7 protein-coding genes are annotated in these 15,710 nt (G+C 70.9%); 5 read left to right on the plus strand and 2 right to left on the minus strand.

Annotated features, from left to right (window positions below; all coding sequences use genetic code 11):
* Nucleotides 1-30: 30 nt before the first annotated feature.
* Nucleotides 31-981, minus strand: a complete 951-nt coding sequence (locus tag J4H91_RS03845; RefSeq protein WP_341783431.1) for a 3-methyladenine DNA glycosylase — start codon at nucleotides 979-981, stop codon at nucleotides 31-33.
* A 156-nt stretch (nucleotides 982-1,137) separates the two neighbouring features.
* On the opposite strand from J4H91_RS03845, the gene J4H91_RS15860 reads away from it, so the two are divergent.
* The 3 genes from J4H91_RS15860 (at nucleotide 1,138) to J4H91_RS03860 (ending at nucleotide 13,140) form a co-directional block, all read left to right on the plus strand.
* Nucleotides 1,138-2,694 carry a LuxR C-terminal-related transcriptional regulator gene (locus tag J4H91_RS15860; RefSeq protein ID WP_208044934.1) on the plus strand — a complete coding sequence of 519 codons (1,557 nt, stop codon included), beginning with the start codon at nucleotides 1,138-1,140 and terminating at the stop codon, nucleotides 2,692-2,694.
* A gap of 175 nt (nucleotides 2,695-2,869) precedes the next feature.
* Entirely contained in the window at nucleotides 2,870-12,577 is a 9,708-nt protein-coding gene (locus J4H91_RS03855; RefSeq protein ID WP_208044935.1) for a DUF11 domain-containing protein, read from the plus strand.
* Between the two features lie 239 nt (nucleotides 12,578-12,816).
* On the plus strand, nucleotides 12,817-13,140 hold the full coding sequence (locus tag J4H91_RS03860; RefSeq protein ID WP_208044936.1) for a hypothetical protein: 324 nt from the start codon (nucleotides 12,817-12,819) through the stop codon (nucleotides 13,138-13,140).
* A gap of 178 nt (nucleotides 13,141-13,318) precedes the next feature.
* On the opposite strand, the gene J4H91_RS03865 is transcribed toward J4H91_RS03860, so the two are convergent.
* Nucleotides 13,319-13,690 (minus strand): RNA-binding S4 domain-containing protein, encoded by a 372-nt coding sequence (locus tag J4H91_RS03865; protein ID WP_208044937.1) that lies wholly within the window; start codon nucleotides 13,688-13,690, stop codon nucleotides 13,319-13,321.
* Between the two features lie 28 nt (nucleotides 13,691-13,718).
* On the opposite strand from J4H91_RS03865, the gene J4H91_RS03870 reads away from it, so the two are divergent.
* Nucleotides 13,719-14,345 carry a YigZ family protein gene (locus J4H91_RS03870; RefSeq protein ID WP_424960822.1) on the plus strand — a complete coding sequence of 209 codons (627 nt, stop codon included), beginning with the start codon at nucleotides 13,719-13,721 and terminating at the stop codon, nucleotides 14,343-14,345.
* A gap of 161 nt (nucleotides 14,346-14,506) precedes the next feature.
* Entirely contained in the window at nucleotides 14,507-15,706 is a 1,200-nt protein-coding gene (locus J4H91_RS03875) for a DNA polymerase III subunit delta' (RefSeq protein ID WP_208044939.1), read from the plus strand.
* Nucleotides 15,707-15,710: the final 4 nt, after the last annotated feature.

Raw genomic sequence — 15,710 nt, forward strand, 5'->3', positions numbered from 1 at the left:
GCCTTCGGCGTGCGGGAGGAGGGGGTTCGCTCAACCGGCGGGGTGCGCGAGACCGCTGCGGGCGGCCGCGATCGCGTCGAGCACCCGCAGACGGAGCGCGTTGCCGCGCTCGGCGAAGCCGCGCTGCAGTCTCGCGTACTCCCGTTTCCCGTCGGCGGTCTCGATGGGGATCGGCGTCAGCGCGCTTCCCGAGGCGCCTGTGAAGCCGCGCACGTCGTAGGGCGAGGCGCGCATGTCGACCTGGCGGATGTCGCGCGCCAGCACGAAGGCGTCGAGCAGCACCTCGCCCGGCACGATCGGGCCGAGCTTCGCAGCCCACTTGTAGACGTCCATGCCCGCGTGCAGGCAGCCCGCCTGCTCGAGCTCCGGCTGCGTCTCCCGGGTGGGTTGCAGCGCGTTCAGCGGCGCGGCCTCGGGCGTGAAGAACCGGAACGCGTCGAAGTGCGAGCAAGATATCGGATGCTCCTCGACGACCCTGTCGGTCGCCTCGTGCCCGATGCGCAGCGGCAGCGAGACATGTCGCAACTGCTCCGGTCGCATGCGGTAGACCATCGCCCACTCGTGCAGCCCGAAGCAGCCGAATCGGGGCGTGCGGTCCAGGGTGCGGCGCAGCAGGGTGTCGACGTAGTCGACGGTGCTGCCGCGACGCGAGAAGAAGGCCTCGAGGTCGACGGTCGCATCTGCCCGTTCGGGGGCGCCGGGCGAGGGATCCCTCGCGGAAACCGTCGTGTAGTAGCGCCACGCACCGCGTTCGGCGGCATCCGCGAGCACGACCGCGGGTCCCGGGTGCCAGCGGCGCAGCTCGGTCGGCTTCACCGAGTAATAGGTCCAGAGGAAATCCTCGACCGGATGCCGCTCGCCGAGTCGTCTGCGCTCGCGGTGGCCTGCGGTGAGTCCGTCGGCGCGCTCGCGGTGGGCGGCTTCGAGGCGGCTCCACTCCTCGCGTGCGAGCACGCGGGCGGGAGCGGACGATCGGGGCACCCAGCGAGTGTAACGCCGACAGGGGTTTTCCCCTGAGCCGAGTTGGCAGTCCCGCACCGATGGCGTAACCTGCGACAGGGGAAGAACGCAGCTCAGCGGATCTTTGGGGAAAGGCCGCAGCACAGCGCTTCGAAGGGAAACCGAAGCATGTCCACCGTGCCGAGGAACAATACGGACGAGGGATCGTCGCCGCTCTCGCAGATAGTGGCCGGAATCGAGCGGGCCTACCGCTCCGGCGACCTCGCGCGAACCGCGGAGGCGATCGAGAACCAGCTGCTCGCAGCCTGGTTCGGCATACACCCGAGCCGATTCGGCGAGATCCTGTCTTCCGCGCTCCGCGACGACCGGGTGCAGAGCCCGGTGCTGACGATCATCTTCTCCATGCTCTTCGGGGCGTCATCGGGGGAGGAAGGGGAAGAGGCGGTCCGGGCCGAACTGCCGGGATCCCTGTCGGAAGAAGGGTCCAAGCCGACCGACGCGAGTCTCAGGACCGTCGCCCGCATGTTCGAGCTGCGGCTGGAGGGCCGACCCGTCGAAGCGCTCGAACTCGCCGAGGAGCTGGAACGGCGCTACGCCGCGCAGCGCTCGGTGTTCGACGGCACCCGGGGCTGGAGGCTGTTCAGCGCCGTGCAGCACGGGCTCACCGCCATGCTCGCCGGGGAGTTCGCCGCCGCGCTCGTGAGCTTCACCCGCGCCCGCATGCACATCGAGGTGCCCGCGCTCGCCTTCCTCAGCCGCGACGCCTGCGTCAAGGCCGCGCTCATCGAAGCCCTCTACGGCGACACCGAGAAGGCGAGCTGTCTGCTCGACGAGGCGGATCGCGTGCCGCGCACGTCGAGCTGGGCCGAGGTCGAGATCGACGCGAACTACCGTGTGGCCGCGGCGATGTGCCGGTCCTCCTCGCCCGAGCAGATGGTGCGCGCGCTCGAGTCGGTGCCGCTGCGCGAGCTCGGGGAGACCTGGCCGTTCCACCTGGTCGCGTTGCAGCGCGCGCTGCTGGCGAACGGCGATCCGGGGGAGGCGCTGCGGAGGGTGAACACCTTCGAGCAGCTGCCCCTGCCGAGCGTCGAGGGCGAGGGGTACTCGGGCAGTGCGCTGCAGCTCTCGGCGGCGCTCAACGCCCTCGCGCGCGGCGATCTGTCGGAGGCGCGGGCGAGGCTCGACCGCGCCGACGGCTCCATCGTGGCGACGAAGGTGCTGTGGGCGCTGTTCGAGTTGGCGTCGGGGCGGCCCCGCGAGGCGCTGCGGCTGGCTTCGATGCTGCGCGACGAGACGCAGGATCTGCGCCGCCTCGATCTCTGGCGTCTCGCCACGCTCGCGGGTGCCTATCTGGCGCTCGGATCGGACGCCGAGTGCGCCGCGGTGATCGAGCACGTGCTGCGGCTGCCGCGGATACCGAGCGCCATCGAGCTCGGCTTCTTCCCGGCCGACGTGCGGGAGTTCGCGGAGGCCCGCTACCCCGAGTGGCCGCGGAGGGGCGAGGGATCCGCCCCCGCGTTCAGGCCCTTCAGCGCCAGCGGCGAGGTGCTGACGGAGCGCGAGTTCGAGGTGCTGCGGCTGCTCTCCCGTGGGCTCTCGCGGGAGCAGATCGCGAGTGAGCAGTTCATAGCGCTGAACACGCTGAAGGGACACCTGCGGTCCCTCTACCGCAAGCTGAACGTCGGCTCTCGCGCCGCGGCGGTGCTCGAGGGCGAACGGCGCGGTCTGCTCTGATTCCACCCCCGAAACCACCCTTTTCGGCGCGCGCGCCGGGGAGGCCGCCCCCTACTCTGCAGAGGACTATGGGGAATTCTGCCCGCGTCCCCGATCATTCGGGCTGCGGGCGGCTGAGCGCCGCGGAAGGGGAATCCGCGGCGCTGAATGAAAGGGAACGGCTGGGATGGCTGTGATGCGTGAGATTCGTGGCGGGAAGCGCTCGTCGACCTCGTGGGTGGCGAGCATCGCCGCGGGGTCGCTGATCGCGGGCTCGCTCGTGGCCGTAGGGGTGGGCGCGCAGATGGCGAGCGCCGACACCTTCACCCCCGTCGTCCACGTGACGCAGCCCGACACGCTCGTGCTCGGCGAGGATGTCTCCCTCGACATCTCCTTCGAGAACGACCTCGCCCAGGGCACGGCGGGCAACAGGTACAACCTCAGCGCCGCCGTGCTGATCCCCGCCGACGTGGATCTGGTCGAGCCCGCACCGTGGTCGCCGATGGTCGCGTACGGCCCCGGCGATGTGCTGCCCGGGGTCTCGGCTGCCGGCGAGACCTGCGCGAGCCTCGGGCTCGAAGCCGCCGGCGCCGGACAGCCGGCCGACCGATGCAGGGTGCCCGAGGGCAAGAAATACCTGGTCTTCGAGAACTTCTCGGATCTGCCCGGTTCGGCGACGACCGAGGTCGCGCAGTTGAAGCTGCGCCCGCAGGTCGGCGACGGCACGAGCGGCTACGACGTCGGCGACCGCATCCCCGTCACCGTCAACGCCTACACCAGCAGGGACGAGCGCTTCATCCCCGGTTTCCCCGGCAGCTCGGGCAAGGGCGACGGGGCGACCACCTCGGGCCGGGGCACCGCGACCAGGGACATCCCGGTGAAGGCGCTGCGCATCGAGAAGAGCGAGCCGAGCCCCGAGAACGAACTGCTGCGCGGCGTGCACACCCAGACCACGATCTACACGCTGCGCGTGAGGCACACCGGTGAGGGCGACCTCGCGAACGCCGAGGTCGTCGACTTCCTGCCCGCGGGCCTCGAGTACCTGGGGGCGTGCTCGCTGACCGACGGCACGACGAACGCGGGCGGCACGTCCGGCGCGGCCGAGTGGACGGACCCGAACGATCCCTCGCTTCCCGGCGCGCTCACCACGAGCGGCGTCGGGGGCGCCTGCGTCGACGAGTCCCGCGTCGAGACGATCGTCATGACCGCCGAGATCGCCGACCGCTATCTCGACGCCGACGGCGACCGCACGCTCGAGGTGGGCAAGGTCTACACGCAGGTCACGTGGAACCTCGGGGCCTGGCAGCAGGCCAGCGGCGGAGTGCCGCAGTCGTTCCCCACCGTAGCGGGCACCGCGGGCGAGACGGTGATCCGGTACCGCGCGGGCATCCCCCTGTTCGAGAACGAGATGTTCACCGGCTCCGCGCCGACGCCCGAGAGCCGGGCGCAGGGCGCCAACCTCGACAACAACACCGGCCCGTCGACCCGCCACGGCTCGCCCGACGCGGCCGACCGCGACGGCAAGAACCACGGGACGCTGCGCAACGTCGCGGTGGCGCGCGGAGACTGGAACGGCACCACCTCCGAGGACTCCGACAGCGAGATCGTGCATCCCGTCGACGTGCGCCTGGTGAAGAGCGTCGCGACCGAACGCGACGGAGCCGGCGCCCCCGTCTGGGGCAGCTCGACCTTCCAGCAGGACCGCATCGCCGACTACCGGCTCGAGCTCGCCACGAGCGAGTACGCGGGTGCTGCGGTGAACGCGCGCCCGAACCGCCTGGTCGACGACCTCGCGAACGGACTGTGCCCCGTGTACCCCTCCGACGTGCGGCTCACCCCGGACAACCCGGACGTGATCCCCGCCGGTGCGAGCGGCGTGCCCGCCTTCATGCTCGGCGACCCCAACGATCCCGAGGACCGCCAGTACGTGAGCCAGGCGGACTTCGACGCCGCGCTCGCCGCGGCCGGCCTCGCCGAGTGCGGCTTCGGCAACCCCGACGACGAGGCGCTGTTCAGCGGCGCATCGCTCACCGGCCTCGGTTTCGATCCCTCGACCGGCCATTTCTACCAGAACCTGCAGCTCGACCCGGTGACCGCGCTCGCGCAGCCCGACGCCGCGCATGACATCGTCTACTCGGCTCGGCAGAACACCAGGTATCTCACCACGGGCGACGAGAGCGGTTCGACGAGTTCGCTCGACACCGTGACGAACACCGCCGAGATCGAGGCGACTACGACCGCGAGGCCCGGCGTCAGCGGTCTCGAGAACTCGCACGGCCACAGCGCGGGCGACGACTACTACGCCTTCGACGACTCCGAGGCCGATGTGCGCGGCGGTGGCAGCTCGATCGACAAGCTCGTGCTGAAGAACGACCCCGTCTTCGGCGTGCCGGACGCCGCGAGCATCTGGGAGCTGGACTACGGCTCCGGCGCGGTGACCGATCCCTCAGCCCCCGGATACCCCTGGACGAAGAATGAGAAGACGCCCTTCGCGACGGGCGACGAGGTGTGGTTCAAGATCCACTGGACGACGGCGCGCGGCGCCGATGTGCGCAACCCCGTGCTCGAGGACTTCCTGCCGGAAGGCGTCGAGTTCGACCCCGACGGGCTCTCGACGACGAACCAGTGGCAGGAGTCGCAGAATCTGCGCGTCTACGCGAGCGACCGCGGCGCACGCTTCGCGGGTGGCGAGATCGGGCTCGGCGGGTGCCGCGTCGACACGAGCGACGCGGCGTCGGTGCGCGACGCCTACGAGGAGTTCGTCGGAGAGGTCGACTACGACGCGGCCGCGGGCAAGCTGAGCTGGGAGCTCGGCTCGCAGGGCTGCTACACCGACACGCCGAGCGCGTCGTCCGACCGGTTCTGGCCGGGAGGCATGGATCTCGACATCTACATCAGGGTCACCGTCACCGACGCGCAGGCGTTCGGCGACACCGACATCAGTCAGAACCTGGCGAAGTACCAGCAGATGAACGTGGAGCGCGAGATCTTCTTCCAGCGCTCGCAGGCTGAGATCACCCCGGACACCTCGGTCAGGCTCGTCAAGGGCGTCGAGTCCGTCGACGCCGCGCCTACCGGAGGCAACCCCTTCGGCAGCAACGTCGATGACGCCACCGTGGTGCACGATACCGAGGTCGGCTTCCGCATCGACGTGACCGCTCCGAGCTCGCGAACTCGCGACTACGTCGTCTACGACGCCCTTCCCCAGGGTGTCAAGGCCCGCGACCTCAAGGGCTACGACCCCTCCGACGGCACCTTCGCCGGAAGCGCGACGCTGTGGGACGGCGAGATCTCGCAGGCGACTCCGACGGGGGCCGACGCGGTCGTCTACGACTGGGACGACCCCGCCTTCCCCGCGGCGATCAAGCAGACGATCAGCGGGACCTACGCGAACCGCTCCATCGTCGTGTGGCGGCTCGACGGCCCCGTCCGCGGCTCCACCGTGCCGGCGGCGTCCGACGACTCTACCCCGGCGCCTCCGCGCGTCGACCGGGGCTTCTCGCTGCACTACACCGTCGTGGTGCCCGACGGCACTCTGACGGAGGACGGAGGAGGTCCCGCGGCGGTGCTGGAGCAGCGCTACGAGAACGTCGCCTCTGTCGCGGAGTTCGCGTATGAGAACAACGGCGGAGGCGCATCGACGATCGTGCCGACCGCCGACCCGGGCGAGGCCGTGCCGAACGGCGGCGGCAACGGCTCGAACGTGCCGGTCTCGAACCGTCAGCCCGGAGCGGGCGAGTTCGGCGCGCCCGCCGACGCCTCGACCGACCCGGCGGGCGTGCACCTGCCCGGTGCCGAGCTCTCGAAGCGGCTCTGGTCGACCGAGATCGGCCCCGACGACGGCCAGTCCCCGCCCTCGGGCGAGAACGATCTCGACCCGGCGAACCCCGACGGCGCGATCGTCGAGGGCGAGTACGCGACCTTCGAGTACTCCGTGACGATTCCGGGCGGCACGACCGTGAACAACGGCGTGCTCGCCGACGACGGCCGCTTCACGCTCGGCTCGACCCCCGTGGACTACGAGTACGTCGCGGGGAGCGCCGAGTTCTTCAAGAACGGTGTGGAGTTCGCGGCCTGCCCCGAAGACTTCGAGTGCCTGGAGGAGGAGGGCGCCAAGCGCGGCGTGCTGAAGCTCGGGTCGAGCTACACGAACGCGGGCCCGGACGCCGAGACCTTCTCGGTGCGCATCACCGTCTACGTCGGCAGCGCCGCGGCAGCGCTGCGGCAGAACGACACGCTGACCAACACCGCGCGCTTCACCTCCGTGAGCGCGACCGGAGCCGCCCAGCCCAAGTCGGCGACGGCGGACGTCGCCTACGTCGAGCCGGCCCTCGCGATCGCGAAGAACGCGACGCCCGACCGCGAGGTCGCAGCCGACGAGCGGATCGACTACACGCTGACCGTCACGAACCCCGGCGGCCGCCCCAAGAGCTACGACAACGTCGTGAACGATCGTGTGCCGGGGGGTCTCAAGATCGAGCGGGGCTCGTTCACCGTCAACGGCGCACCGGTCGGAGACGACGCGCTCGTCTTCGCCGACCTCGACGGCAACCCCGACCCCGACGCCGTCTTCAACGGCGAGGGCGGCACGATCACCTGGGATCCGAGCGACCCGGCCCTCGCCGCGCTCGCCGAGGTGCCCGACGCCGTGACGCTCGGCTACTCGGCCACGATCGATGCGGACACCGGCGCGGGCAGCTCGTACACGAACCGGGCCGAGGTGACGGGTCACACCCTCCCCGGCACGCTGCCCGACGCAGAGACCCGCCGCGGCGACCGCGCCGACGATGCCGAGAAGACGATCACCACCAAGCGCGCCGAGCTGAGCAAGCGCGTGCGCGTGGAGGGCGAGACCGCCTACGGTACGAGCGCGTCCGCGCCGATCGGCCAGACGGTCGAGTACCGGGTCGAGATCGGCCTCGAGCCGCAGGTGAACTACTACAACGCGCGCATCACCGACACCTTCAGCGGTGCCGGCATCGGCTCGCCCACGCGCGTCGACATCGTGGGCCCGGTCGCCGCACCGGCGGGCTCGGTCGACGGCGCCTGGAACTACGATGACGGGGTCTGGACCTTCTCGGGGCCCGGGAACTCGCCGCATCTCGCTGCGAGCCCGGAGGCGCGCACGCTCGTGCTCACCTACCGCGTGAAGCTCGAGCCCGGCATGACGGGCCCCGCGCTGCGCAACGACGCCGTGTTCGAGTGGACCAAGCGCCCCGGGGGCGACATCGAGAATCCCGGCGACCGCGACTCGGTCACCGAGGGCACCACCGTCACCGTGCTCGACCCGAGCCTCGCCATCGCGAAGGACGTCAAGTTCTCGGATGAGGGATCGGGCTCGTGGCGCCCCACGCAGGTCGCAGCCGGCAACCCCGACCGCCGACTCGATTACCGACTGGTCGTGCGCAACACGGCGGCGACGGCGGCGCACAACGTCACCGTCACGGACTGCCTGCCCGCCGGAGTGGTGAACGTCACCGGCATCTCGCCCGCGGGCGCCTACGCTCCGGCTGCGCCCGGCTGCGCCGGAGGAACCATCACCTGGACCGGCCTCGGTCCGATCGAGGCGGGCGGGTCGCAGACCCTCGGCTACAGCGCGAGCTTCGCCCAGGCGGACGCCTTCACCTCCGACGCGCAGGGCCGAGGCCTGCCCGTACAGGTGAACACGGGCTCCGTGACCCGGTACGAGTCGTTCGGCACCGGAGGACGTGTCTACACGCCGGGCAGCGGCGGACAGCCCGCCATCACCGACACGGCGAACTCCCAGCCGCTCTTCCCGCGCGTGCAGCTCGCGAAGTCGGTGACGAACGGCGATGTCGCATACGCGGGCACCCCGTTCGGCTGGACGCTGCGCGCCACGAACACCGGGCGCGGAGCCGTGCAGAGCATCGAGGTGCGCGACACGCTGCCGGCGAACTGGGCCTACACGGCCTCGGTGACGCCCGAGATCCGTCTTAACGGCACCGGCGCATGGCGCGCGCTGGCCGCACCGACCCTCGACCCGGGCGACCCACGCAAGCTCAGCTGGAGCGAGGCCGACATCCGCGCCGCTCTCGGCCTCGCCGGCGCGAGCCCCGTGCTGGCCGGGCGGACGGGCACGGAGCCCTACCTGGAGATCCGCTTCTCGGCCACTCCCGGCCAGGCGGCGCTCACCTCCGCGGGGGTGACCCTGCCGAACGGCACCAGGGTCGCCCACACGAACACGCTCTCCGCCACGGCGAAGGACACGAGGGGCGCCACGGGCAACGGCAGCGGAGCCTACGTCACCAACACGGGCAGCGCGAACGCGTTCCTGCACTCCGCCGACCTGAGCGTGACCAAGTCCGACGACATCGAGCTCATCGCCGGCACAACGGGCACGGGCTGGACCATCCGCGTGCACAACGCGGGGCCCGACACGGCGGCCGGCCCCATCACCGTCTCCGACGAGACGGCCCCGCTGCCGGCCGGCGTCACCGTGAACAGCGTCTCCGGCACCGGCTGGAACTGCTCGCCGGTCACGCAGCCGCCGACGCCGGGCGACGGCGCGAGCTTCACCTGCGTACGCACGGCTCCCCTCGCCGCCGGTGCAGACACCGACCCGATCAGCGTGAACGTGAGCGTCGCCGCGAGCGTGCCGGCCGGCACCCGCGTCGACAACACCGCCGACGTGACCGGGCCGACCCACGATCCCTCGCCCTCGAACAACGAGGATCCGGGCCGCTTCACCGTGGTGACCGACGCCGACCTCGAGATCGCGAAGACCCTCGGCGACAACAGCCGAGCCTCGCTCAACGCGGGCGATGACATCTCGTGGAGCATCAGCGTGCGCAACAACGGATCGTCGGATTCGCTGAGCGAGGCCGGGAAGCTCATCACGGTCACCGACACGATTCCCGCGACGGTCGAGAACGTCGCGGTCGGCGCCCCGCTGCCCGCCGGGTGGTCGCTCGCCCAGAACGGCAACGAGATCGTGCTCACGCTCGCCGCGGGCAATCGCATCGCTCCGGGCGACGCGCCGCTCGAATTCGCGGTCACAGGCAAGGTCAAGGCGGGCACGGCGGCCGGAACGGTCATCGAGAACACCGCCATCGTGACCCCGGGGGCGACCCCGGACTCCGACCCCGACAACAACACCTCGACGGTGCCGACGCAGCCCACCACCAAGACCACCGCGGTGGTCGCGGCGAAGCAGCGCGGCACGTTCGAGAGCGGCGTCTGGACTCCGGTCGCGTCCGACGCGCCGGTCACCGCGGGCACCCAGCTCAGCTACCTGCTGACGGTGACCAACACCGGTCTCGCCGAGGCCGACGGCGCGCAGATCTCCGACGCGTTCGCCGACTACCTCGACTACCGGTCCTGGGCGCCCTACCCCGCCGACGAATCCGGTTGGACGACGAGCGCCGTCGCGGGCGATCCCTCAGCCGTCTTCGTGCTCGGACGACCGCTGCCGCCCGGCCACTCGGCCTCGGTGGTCGTGACCGTCGAGGTCGCGGACGACCATGAGGGATCGGTGTTCAACGCGGCGTGCGTCGACGCGGAGAACAACACCGGCACGCTGAACCTGTGCGCCGAGACATCGTCGAGCGGAGACAAGATCGTGGATCTCGCGCTGCGGAAGAGCCACGTGCTGCCCGCCGGCGCCACGGCCGCGGTGGCGGGCCAGAATCTGCGCTACGTGCTCGAGGTGTTCAACAACGGGCCGAGCGCCTCGGTCGGCCCGATCACCGTCGCCGACACCCTGCCGGCGGGCTTCGGCTTCGCGGACGGCGTCACTGCGACCGTCAACGGCGCAACTGTGACGCTCGCCCCGCCCGCACAGGCGACCGACCCGACGACCGGGCGCACGACGCTCACCTGGAGCGTGCCGGGGCCGATCGGCGTCGCTCCCGTCGCAGCAGGCGCTCCCGCCGTGACGCTGTCGTTCGACGCCTCCGTCGGCGAGGCCGTGACCCCGGGGAGCTACACGAACGCGGCCGAGGTCGAGGGCGTGCGCTGCTCGCCAGAGCCGGTCGATCCCGTGTGCGTGCCCGAGCCCGATCCCGACCTCGGCAACAACCGCGACACCGATCCGGTGCCGGTCGTCACCCACTCCGAGTTCTCGATCGAGAAGCAGATCTGGAACGCGCCCGCCGAGCGGTGGGAGGACGATCGGGCCCGCGCCACGGCGGGGGAGACGACGCGCTATCGCATCGTCGTCACGAACGCCGGCCCCTCGGCTGCTCCCGTGAACTTCGCCGACGTCCTGCCCGCCGACGTATCGTTCGTCTCGTACCGGAGCGACGAGTGGAACTGCGACACCGACAGCGGTCAGCCGGACGGCGCTCCCACGGGCGCCTGCGCCTACACCGCGAACGGAGGCAGACACCCGGTCGGCTCCTCGGAGATCGAGTTCGAGGTGCGGGTCGCCGCGAACGCGGTGCCCGACGCCGCCGACGAGTACTCGCGCGTCAACCTGGGCACGATCACCTGGCGCGACAGCGACAACCCCGTAGAACGATCGGATCGTGACGAGGCGGCCCTCGGCATCGATCGCCACGCCGACCTGGGCGTGGTGAAGCAGGTGCGTCAGAGCGCCCCCGACGGGGCCTGGATCGACGCGGACGATGCGGCGAACGCCGGAGCCGTCGTCGCGGGCGAGAGCACCTCGTACCGCGTGCTCGTCTCCAACCGCGGTTCGAGCGACGCCGTCGCGCCGCTCGTGGTGACCGACACCCTGCCCGCGGGGGCGAGCTTCGCCGGGCTCTCGCCGGGCAGCGAGTGGTCGGCGGAGGTCGACACCGCATCTCGGACGGTGACCTTCACGAGGGATCCCGACCTGGGCGGTCTCCCCGCCGGGGCCGACGATCTGGTGATCGAGTACGCGGTGGGCTTCGAATCGGGGCTGACAGCCGGCGACGTGCTGCTCAACGTCGCGGAACTCGGCGGCGACACGGTCGCGATCAACGGCGACCCGAACCCGGACAACGATTCGAACCCGGCGAACGTGCGGGTCGAGCGCTCCGCCGACCTCGCGGTGGCGAAGCAGCACGATCCCTCGCAGGTGCGCATCGGCGACGAGCTGCCCTTCGGCATCACCGTCACCAACAACGGGCCCTCGGTCGCGAGCGGCATCACCGTGACCGATGAGGTGCCGGCCGGACTCGAGGTGCTCAGCCGGGTCGGCGATGAGAGCGACGGCTGGGTCATCGACGCGGTCGTTCCGAACGCCGACGGCACCACGACCGTCACGGCCGTCCGCGTCGACGGCGACGAGACCCTCGCCGTCGGCGAGACGACGCCGATGCTCACGATCACCGTGCTCGTGCACGTCGAGGCCTATGCCTCGGTGACGAACGTCGCGGTCGTGGAGGGGGCGGAGCCGGATCGCGATCCGAGCGACAACCGCGCGGAGGATCCGGTGACCGTGCCGCCGATGGTCACTCTCGTGACCGACAAGACGGCGGTCGGCCCGTTCCAGGTCGGCAAGCCGGGCACGTTCAGGATCACCGTCGCGAACGAGGGGCCGACCGCGGATCCCGGGCCGATCACCGTGACCGACGAACTGCCGCCCGGGCTGACCTTCCGCGAGTCTCCGAACCTCCCCGGGGGTGCCGCGCTCTCCGTGAAGGGGCAGCAGGTCGTATGGACGCTCGAGAACGGCCTTGCGGTCGGCGAGAAGACGACGCTGACGCTCGTGGTCGACGTGAGCCAGGCCGCCTACCCGCGACTGGCCAACACCGTCGTGGTCGACTCGCCCGCCGAGAAGACCCCGGAGTCGAAGCTCAGCGATATCGCCACGGTGCGCGTCGCAGCAGCCGATGTGCTCGCGATCACGGGCGGCGACCTGGCGGCCTTCGCGCTGCTCGGCGCGCTGCTGGTGCTGCTCGGCGGTGCGGGCGCGCTGCTCGCCCGCAGGCGCCGAGCGGAGACGCAGGAGGCGTAGAAGGGGTGCTCGCCCGGAAGGGAGGGTCGGCCGTGCCTGCCCGCCCTTCCGGGCGCTCCCCTCGAGGCTCTGGGCGCGCTCTCCTCCAGGCTTCGGGTGTGCCCGGGTTTCTCCCTGCACAGCCTCAGGCGGGGGCGGATCTCGCCGAGTTCATCCACATTCGGGGTTCGGCGGTGGCGTCGGAATCGTGCTCTTGACAGCATTGAGGCCGCATACGTCACAATGAGGGAGTGAGCCAGATGACCGAACCGCAGGTGTGGACGTTGATCGGTGTTTTCGCCGCTGCGCTCGTCGGCATGATCACCTTCACGACCCAGATCATGTGGCGTTCGATCAACGCCCAGTTCGACTCATTCCGCCGCGAGATGCGATCGGAGTTCGCTGCGGCGCGGTCGGAGCTGGCTGCGCACCGCTCGGAGACGGCTGCCCAGTTCGGGTCGGTTCGTTCCGAGATGGAGGCGCACCGCTCGGAGACTGCGGCCCAGCTCGAGTCTCTGCGGGTGCAGGTCAGCCACCTCGACCGCGATGTCGAGGCGCTGAGTCGACGGGTCTTCCCCAAGTAGCGTGTTTTTCCGCTGATCGAAGGAGCGAAGCTCCCACGACCGCTGATTGAGCGAGCGAAGCCCCACTGGCGCCGATTGAGCGAGCGCGCGGATCGCATGGAAGAAATCGCGCCAGCGATTTCTCGCGATCCGCGCCGACGCCACTGCGTCGGTCGAGATCAACGCCTCCGATTCGAGATCACCGCTCTCCGAAGAGTTTCTCGAGGTCGCGGCGGTCCTTCTTCGTCGGGCGGCCGGCCCCGCGATCCCTCACGACCGCCGCGGGCCGCTCGACGCGGGGAGGCGGGGGCGGGGTGAGATCCTCGTAGTGCTTCGCGGCCTCCGTGGCGCTGCCCCGACGGGTGGCGAGCCCGGTCACGCGGTAGACGCGCTCCTGCTCGTGCAGGCGGGAGCGCACCTCGTCTCCGATGCGAACCGCCTGAGCGGCCTTGGCCGGTTTGCCGTTGACGCGTATATGCCCGGCCCGGCATGCTGCCGTCGCCTGACTGCGCGTCTTCGCGAGCCGCACCGCCCACACCCAGCTGTCCAATCGCACGGTTTCCGAAGCCATGTCCCGATGCTACGGGAGAATGGGGGATGTGAACGAGGAGTACGAGACCATCGGGGCGCCCGTCGACGTCGAGATCGAGATCTCACGCTCGCGCTTCCTCGCGCACCTCGAGCGCGTCGAGACCGAGGAAGGGGCGCGCGAGGCGATCGCGCGCATCCGCGGCGCGCACCCGCGGGCCAGGCACCACTGCTCGGCCTTCGTGCTCGGTCCGAACGGCCGCGTGCAGCGTTCGAATGACGACGGCGAGCCGAGCGGCACGGCGGGCGCGCCCATGCTCGACGCGCTCGTGTCGGCGGGGCTCAGCGACGTGGTCGCCGTCGTCACCCGGTATTTCGGGGGCGTGCTGCTCGGAGCGGGAGGTCTCACCCGGGCCTATCGCGGGGCCGTGGCGGAGGCGGTGCTGCGGTCCGAGAGGGTGCGACGCGGTCTGCGGCGGGAGGTCGAGGTCGAGTGCTCCTACGAGGCGGCGGGGGCCATCGAGGCGGAGGCGCGCAGGCGGGGCTATGCGGTCGGATCGGCAGACTACAGCGACCGGGTGGTGCAGCGCTTCGCCGTGGCGGAGCACGAGGTCGCGGCGCTCGAGGCCGTCGCCGCCGAGCTCAGCGCCGGCGCGGCGCGCTCGAGGCGCGGAGCCGCCGCCTACGTCGATCTCTGACGGCCGATTCGGAGGAGGAGGGATCCCTCGCTCGGATCTGAACGCTCATTCGGATGAAACGCGCGTGTTCCGTCCGAAGGAGCTGCGGGATCCGAACGAGCTTCCGTTTCCGAACGCCCACGGGCCGCAGCTTTGTCAGGCGTGCGCGATACGCTTGCGTGGTGGAGTTCTGGGGTGAGATCGTCGGCCAGGCAGCGGCTGTTCGCACGCTGCAGCGCGCCTCCGAACCTGGCGGCGCTCCCGCGCACGCGTGGCTCATCACCGGTCCGCCCGGCTCGGGGCGGTCGAACCTGGCCTACCGCTTCGCCGCGGCGCTGATCGCCCGTGACGAGGCGGACCGCGAGGCGGTCCACGCCCAGGTGCGCGCCCGCACGCACCCCGACCTCGGCGTGCTCACCACGCAGGCCTCCATCATCAAGATCGACGCCGCGCGAGAGGTCGTCGCCGGTTCCTACTACGCCCCTGCCGAGGGCCGCTACCGCGTCATCGTGATCGAGGACGCCGACCGCATGACCGAGCACACGTCGAACGTGCTGCTCAAAGCGCTCGAGGAGCCCCCCGAGCGCACGATCTGGGTGCTCTGCGCGCCGAGCGAGGCGGATCTGCTGCCGACGATCCGTTCCCGGGCTCGCTCGCTGCGCCTCATCACCCCGCAGCCGGAGGAGATCGCCGGCCTGCTCGCCGAACGAGACGGAGTCGACCCGGTCGCAGCGGAGCGCGCCGCTCGCCTGGCCCAGAGCCATATCGGCATGGCGCGCCGCCTCGCCGGCGATCCGGAGGCGATGGCGCGGCGCGACCGCACGGTGGATATCGCGCTCGGCATCGAAACGCTCGGCGACGCGATGCACGCCGCGTCGGCGCTGCTCAAGGTCGCCGAGGCCGATGCGGCGGCGATGGTCGAGCAGCTCGATGCCCGCGAACGCGAGGACGCCATGCGCAGTCTCGGCATCGCGGCCGGGGCGGCCATCCCGCCGCAGATGCGCGCCCAGATGAGAGCGCTGGAAGAGGACCAGAAGAGGCGGGCGAAGCGCAGCCTCGCCGACGGTATCGATCGCATTCTCACCGACCTGCTCTCGCTCTACCGCGATGTGCTGCTCAGCTCGATGTGTCGCGATGCGGAGAGCGGCGAGCCATCGGCAGACGGCCCCGCCCTCGTCAACCGCGAGCACGCAACGCGTATCGGCGAGCTTGCGGAGCGCTGGTCGCCCGAGCGCGCGCTCTCGGTCGTCACCGCGGTCGAGACCGCGCGCGAGCGGCTGCAGCGGGCGATCACGCCCGGCCTCGTGCTGGAGGCGATGTTCGCTGCCGTCGTGGGCAGCGCGCTCGCCGACCGAAGAATGAATGCCGGAGCAGACATATGAATCG

The organism is Leucobacter ruminantium (assembly GCF_017565705.1).
GTDB lineage: Bacteria > Actinomycetota > Actinomycetes > Actinomycetales > Microbacteriaceae > Leucobacter > Leucobacter ruminantium.

Coding starts and splice junctions, on each gene's coding strand:
- J4H91_RS03860 (WP_208044936.1), top strand. CDS start 12,817: ATGACCGAACCGCAGGTGTGGACGTTGATCGGTGTTTTCGCCGCTGCG.
- J4H91_RS03855 (WP_208044935.1), top strand. CDS start 2,870: ATGCGTGAGATTCGTGGCGGGAAGCGCTCGTCGACCTCGTGGGTGGCG.
- J4H91_RS03865 (WP_208044937.1), bottom strand. CDS start 13,690: ATGGCTTCGGAAACCGTGCGATTGGACAGCTGGGTGTGGGCGGTGCGG.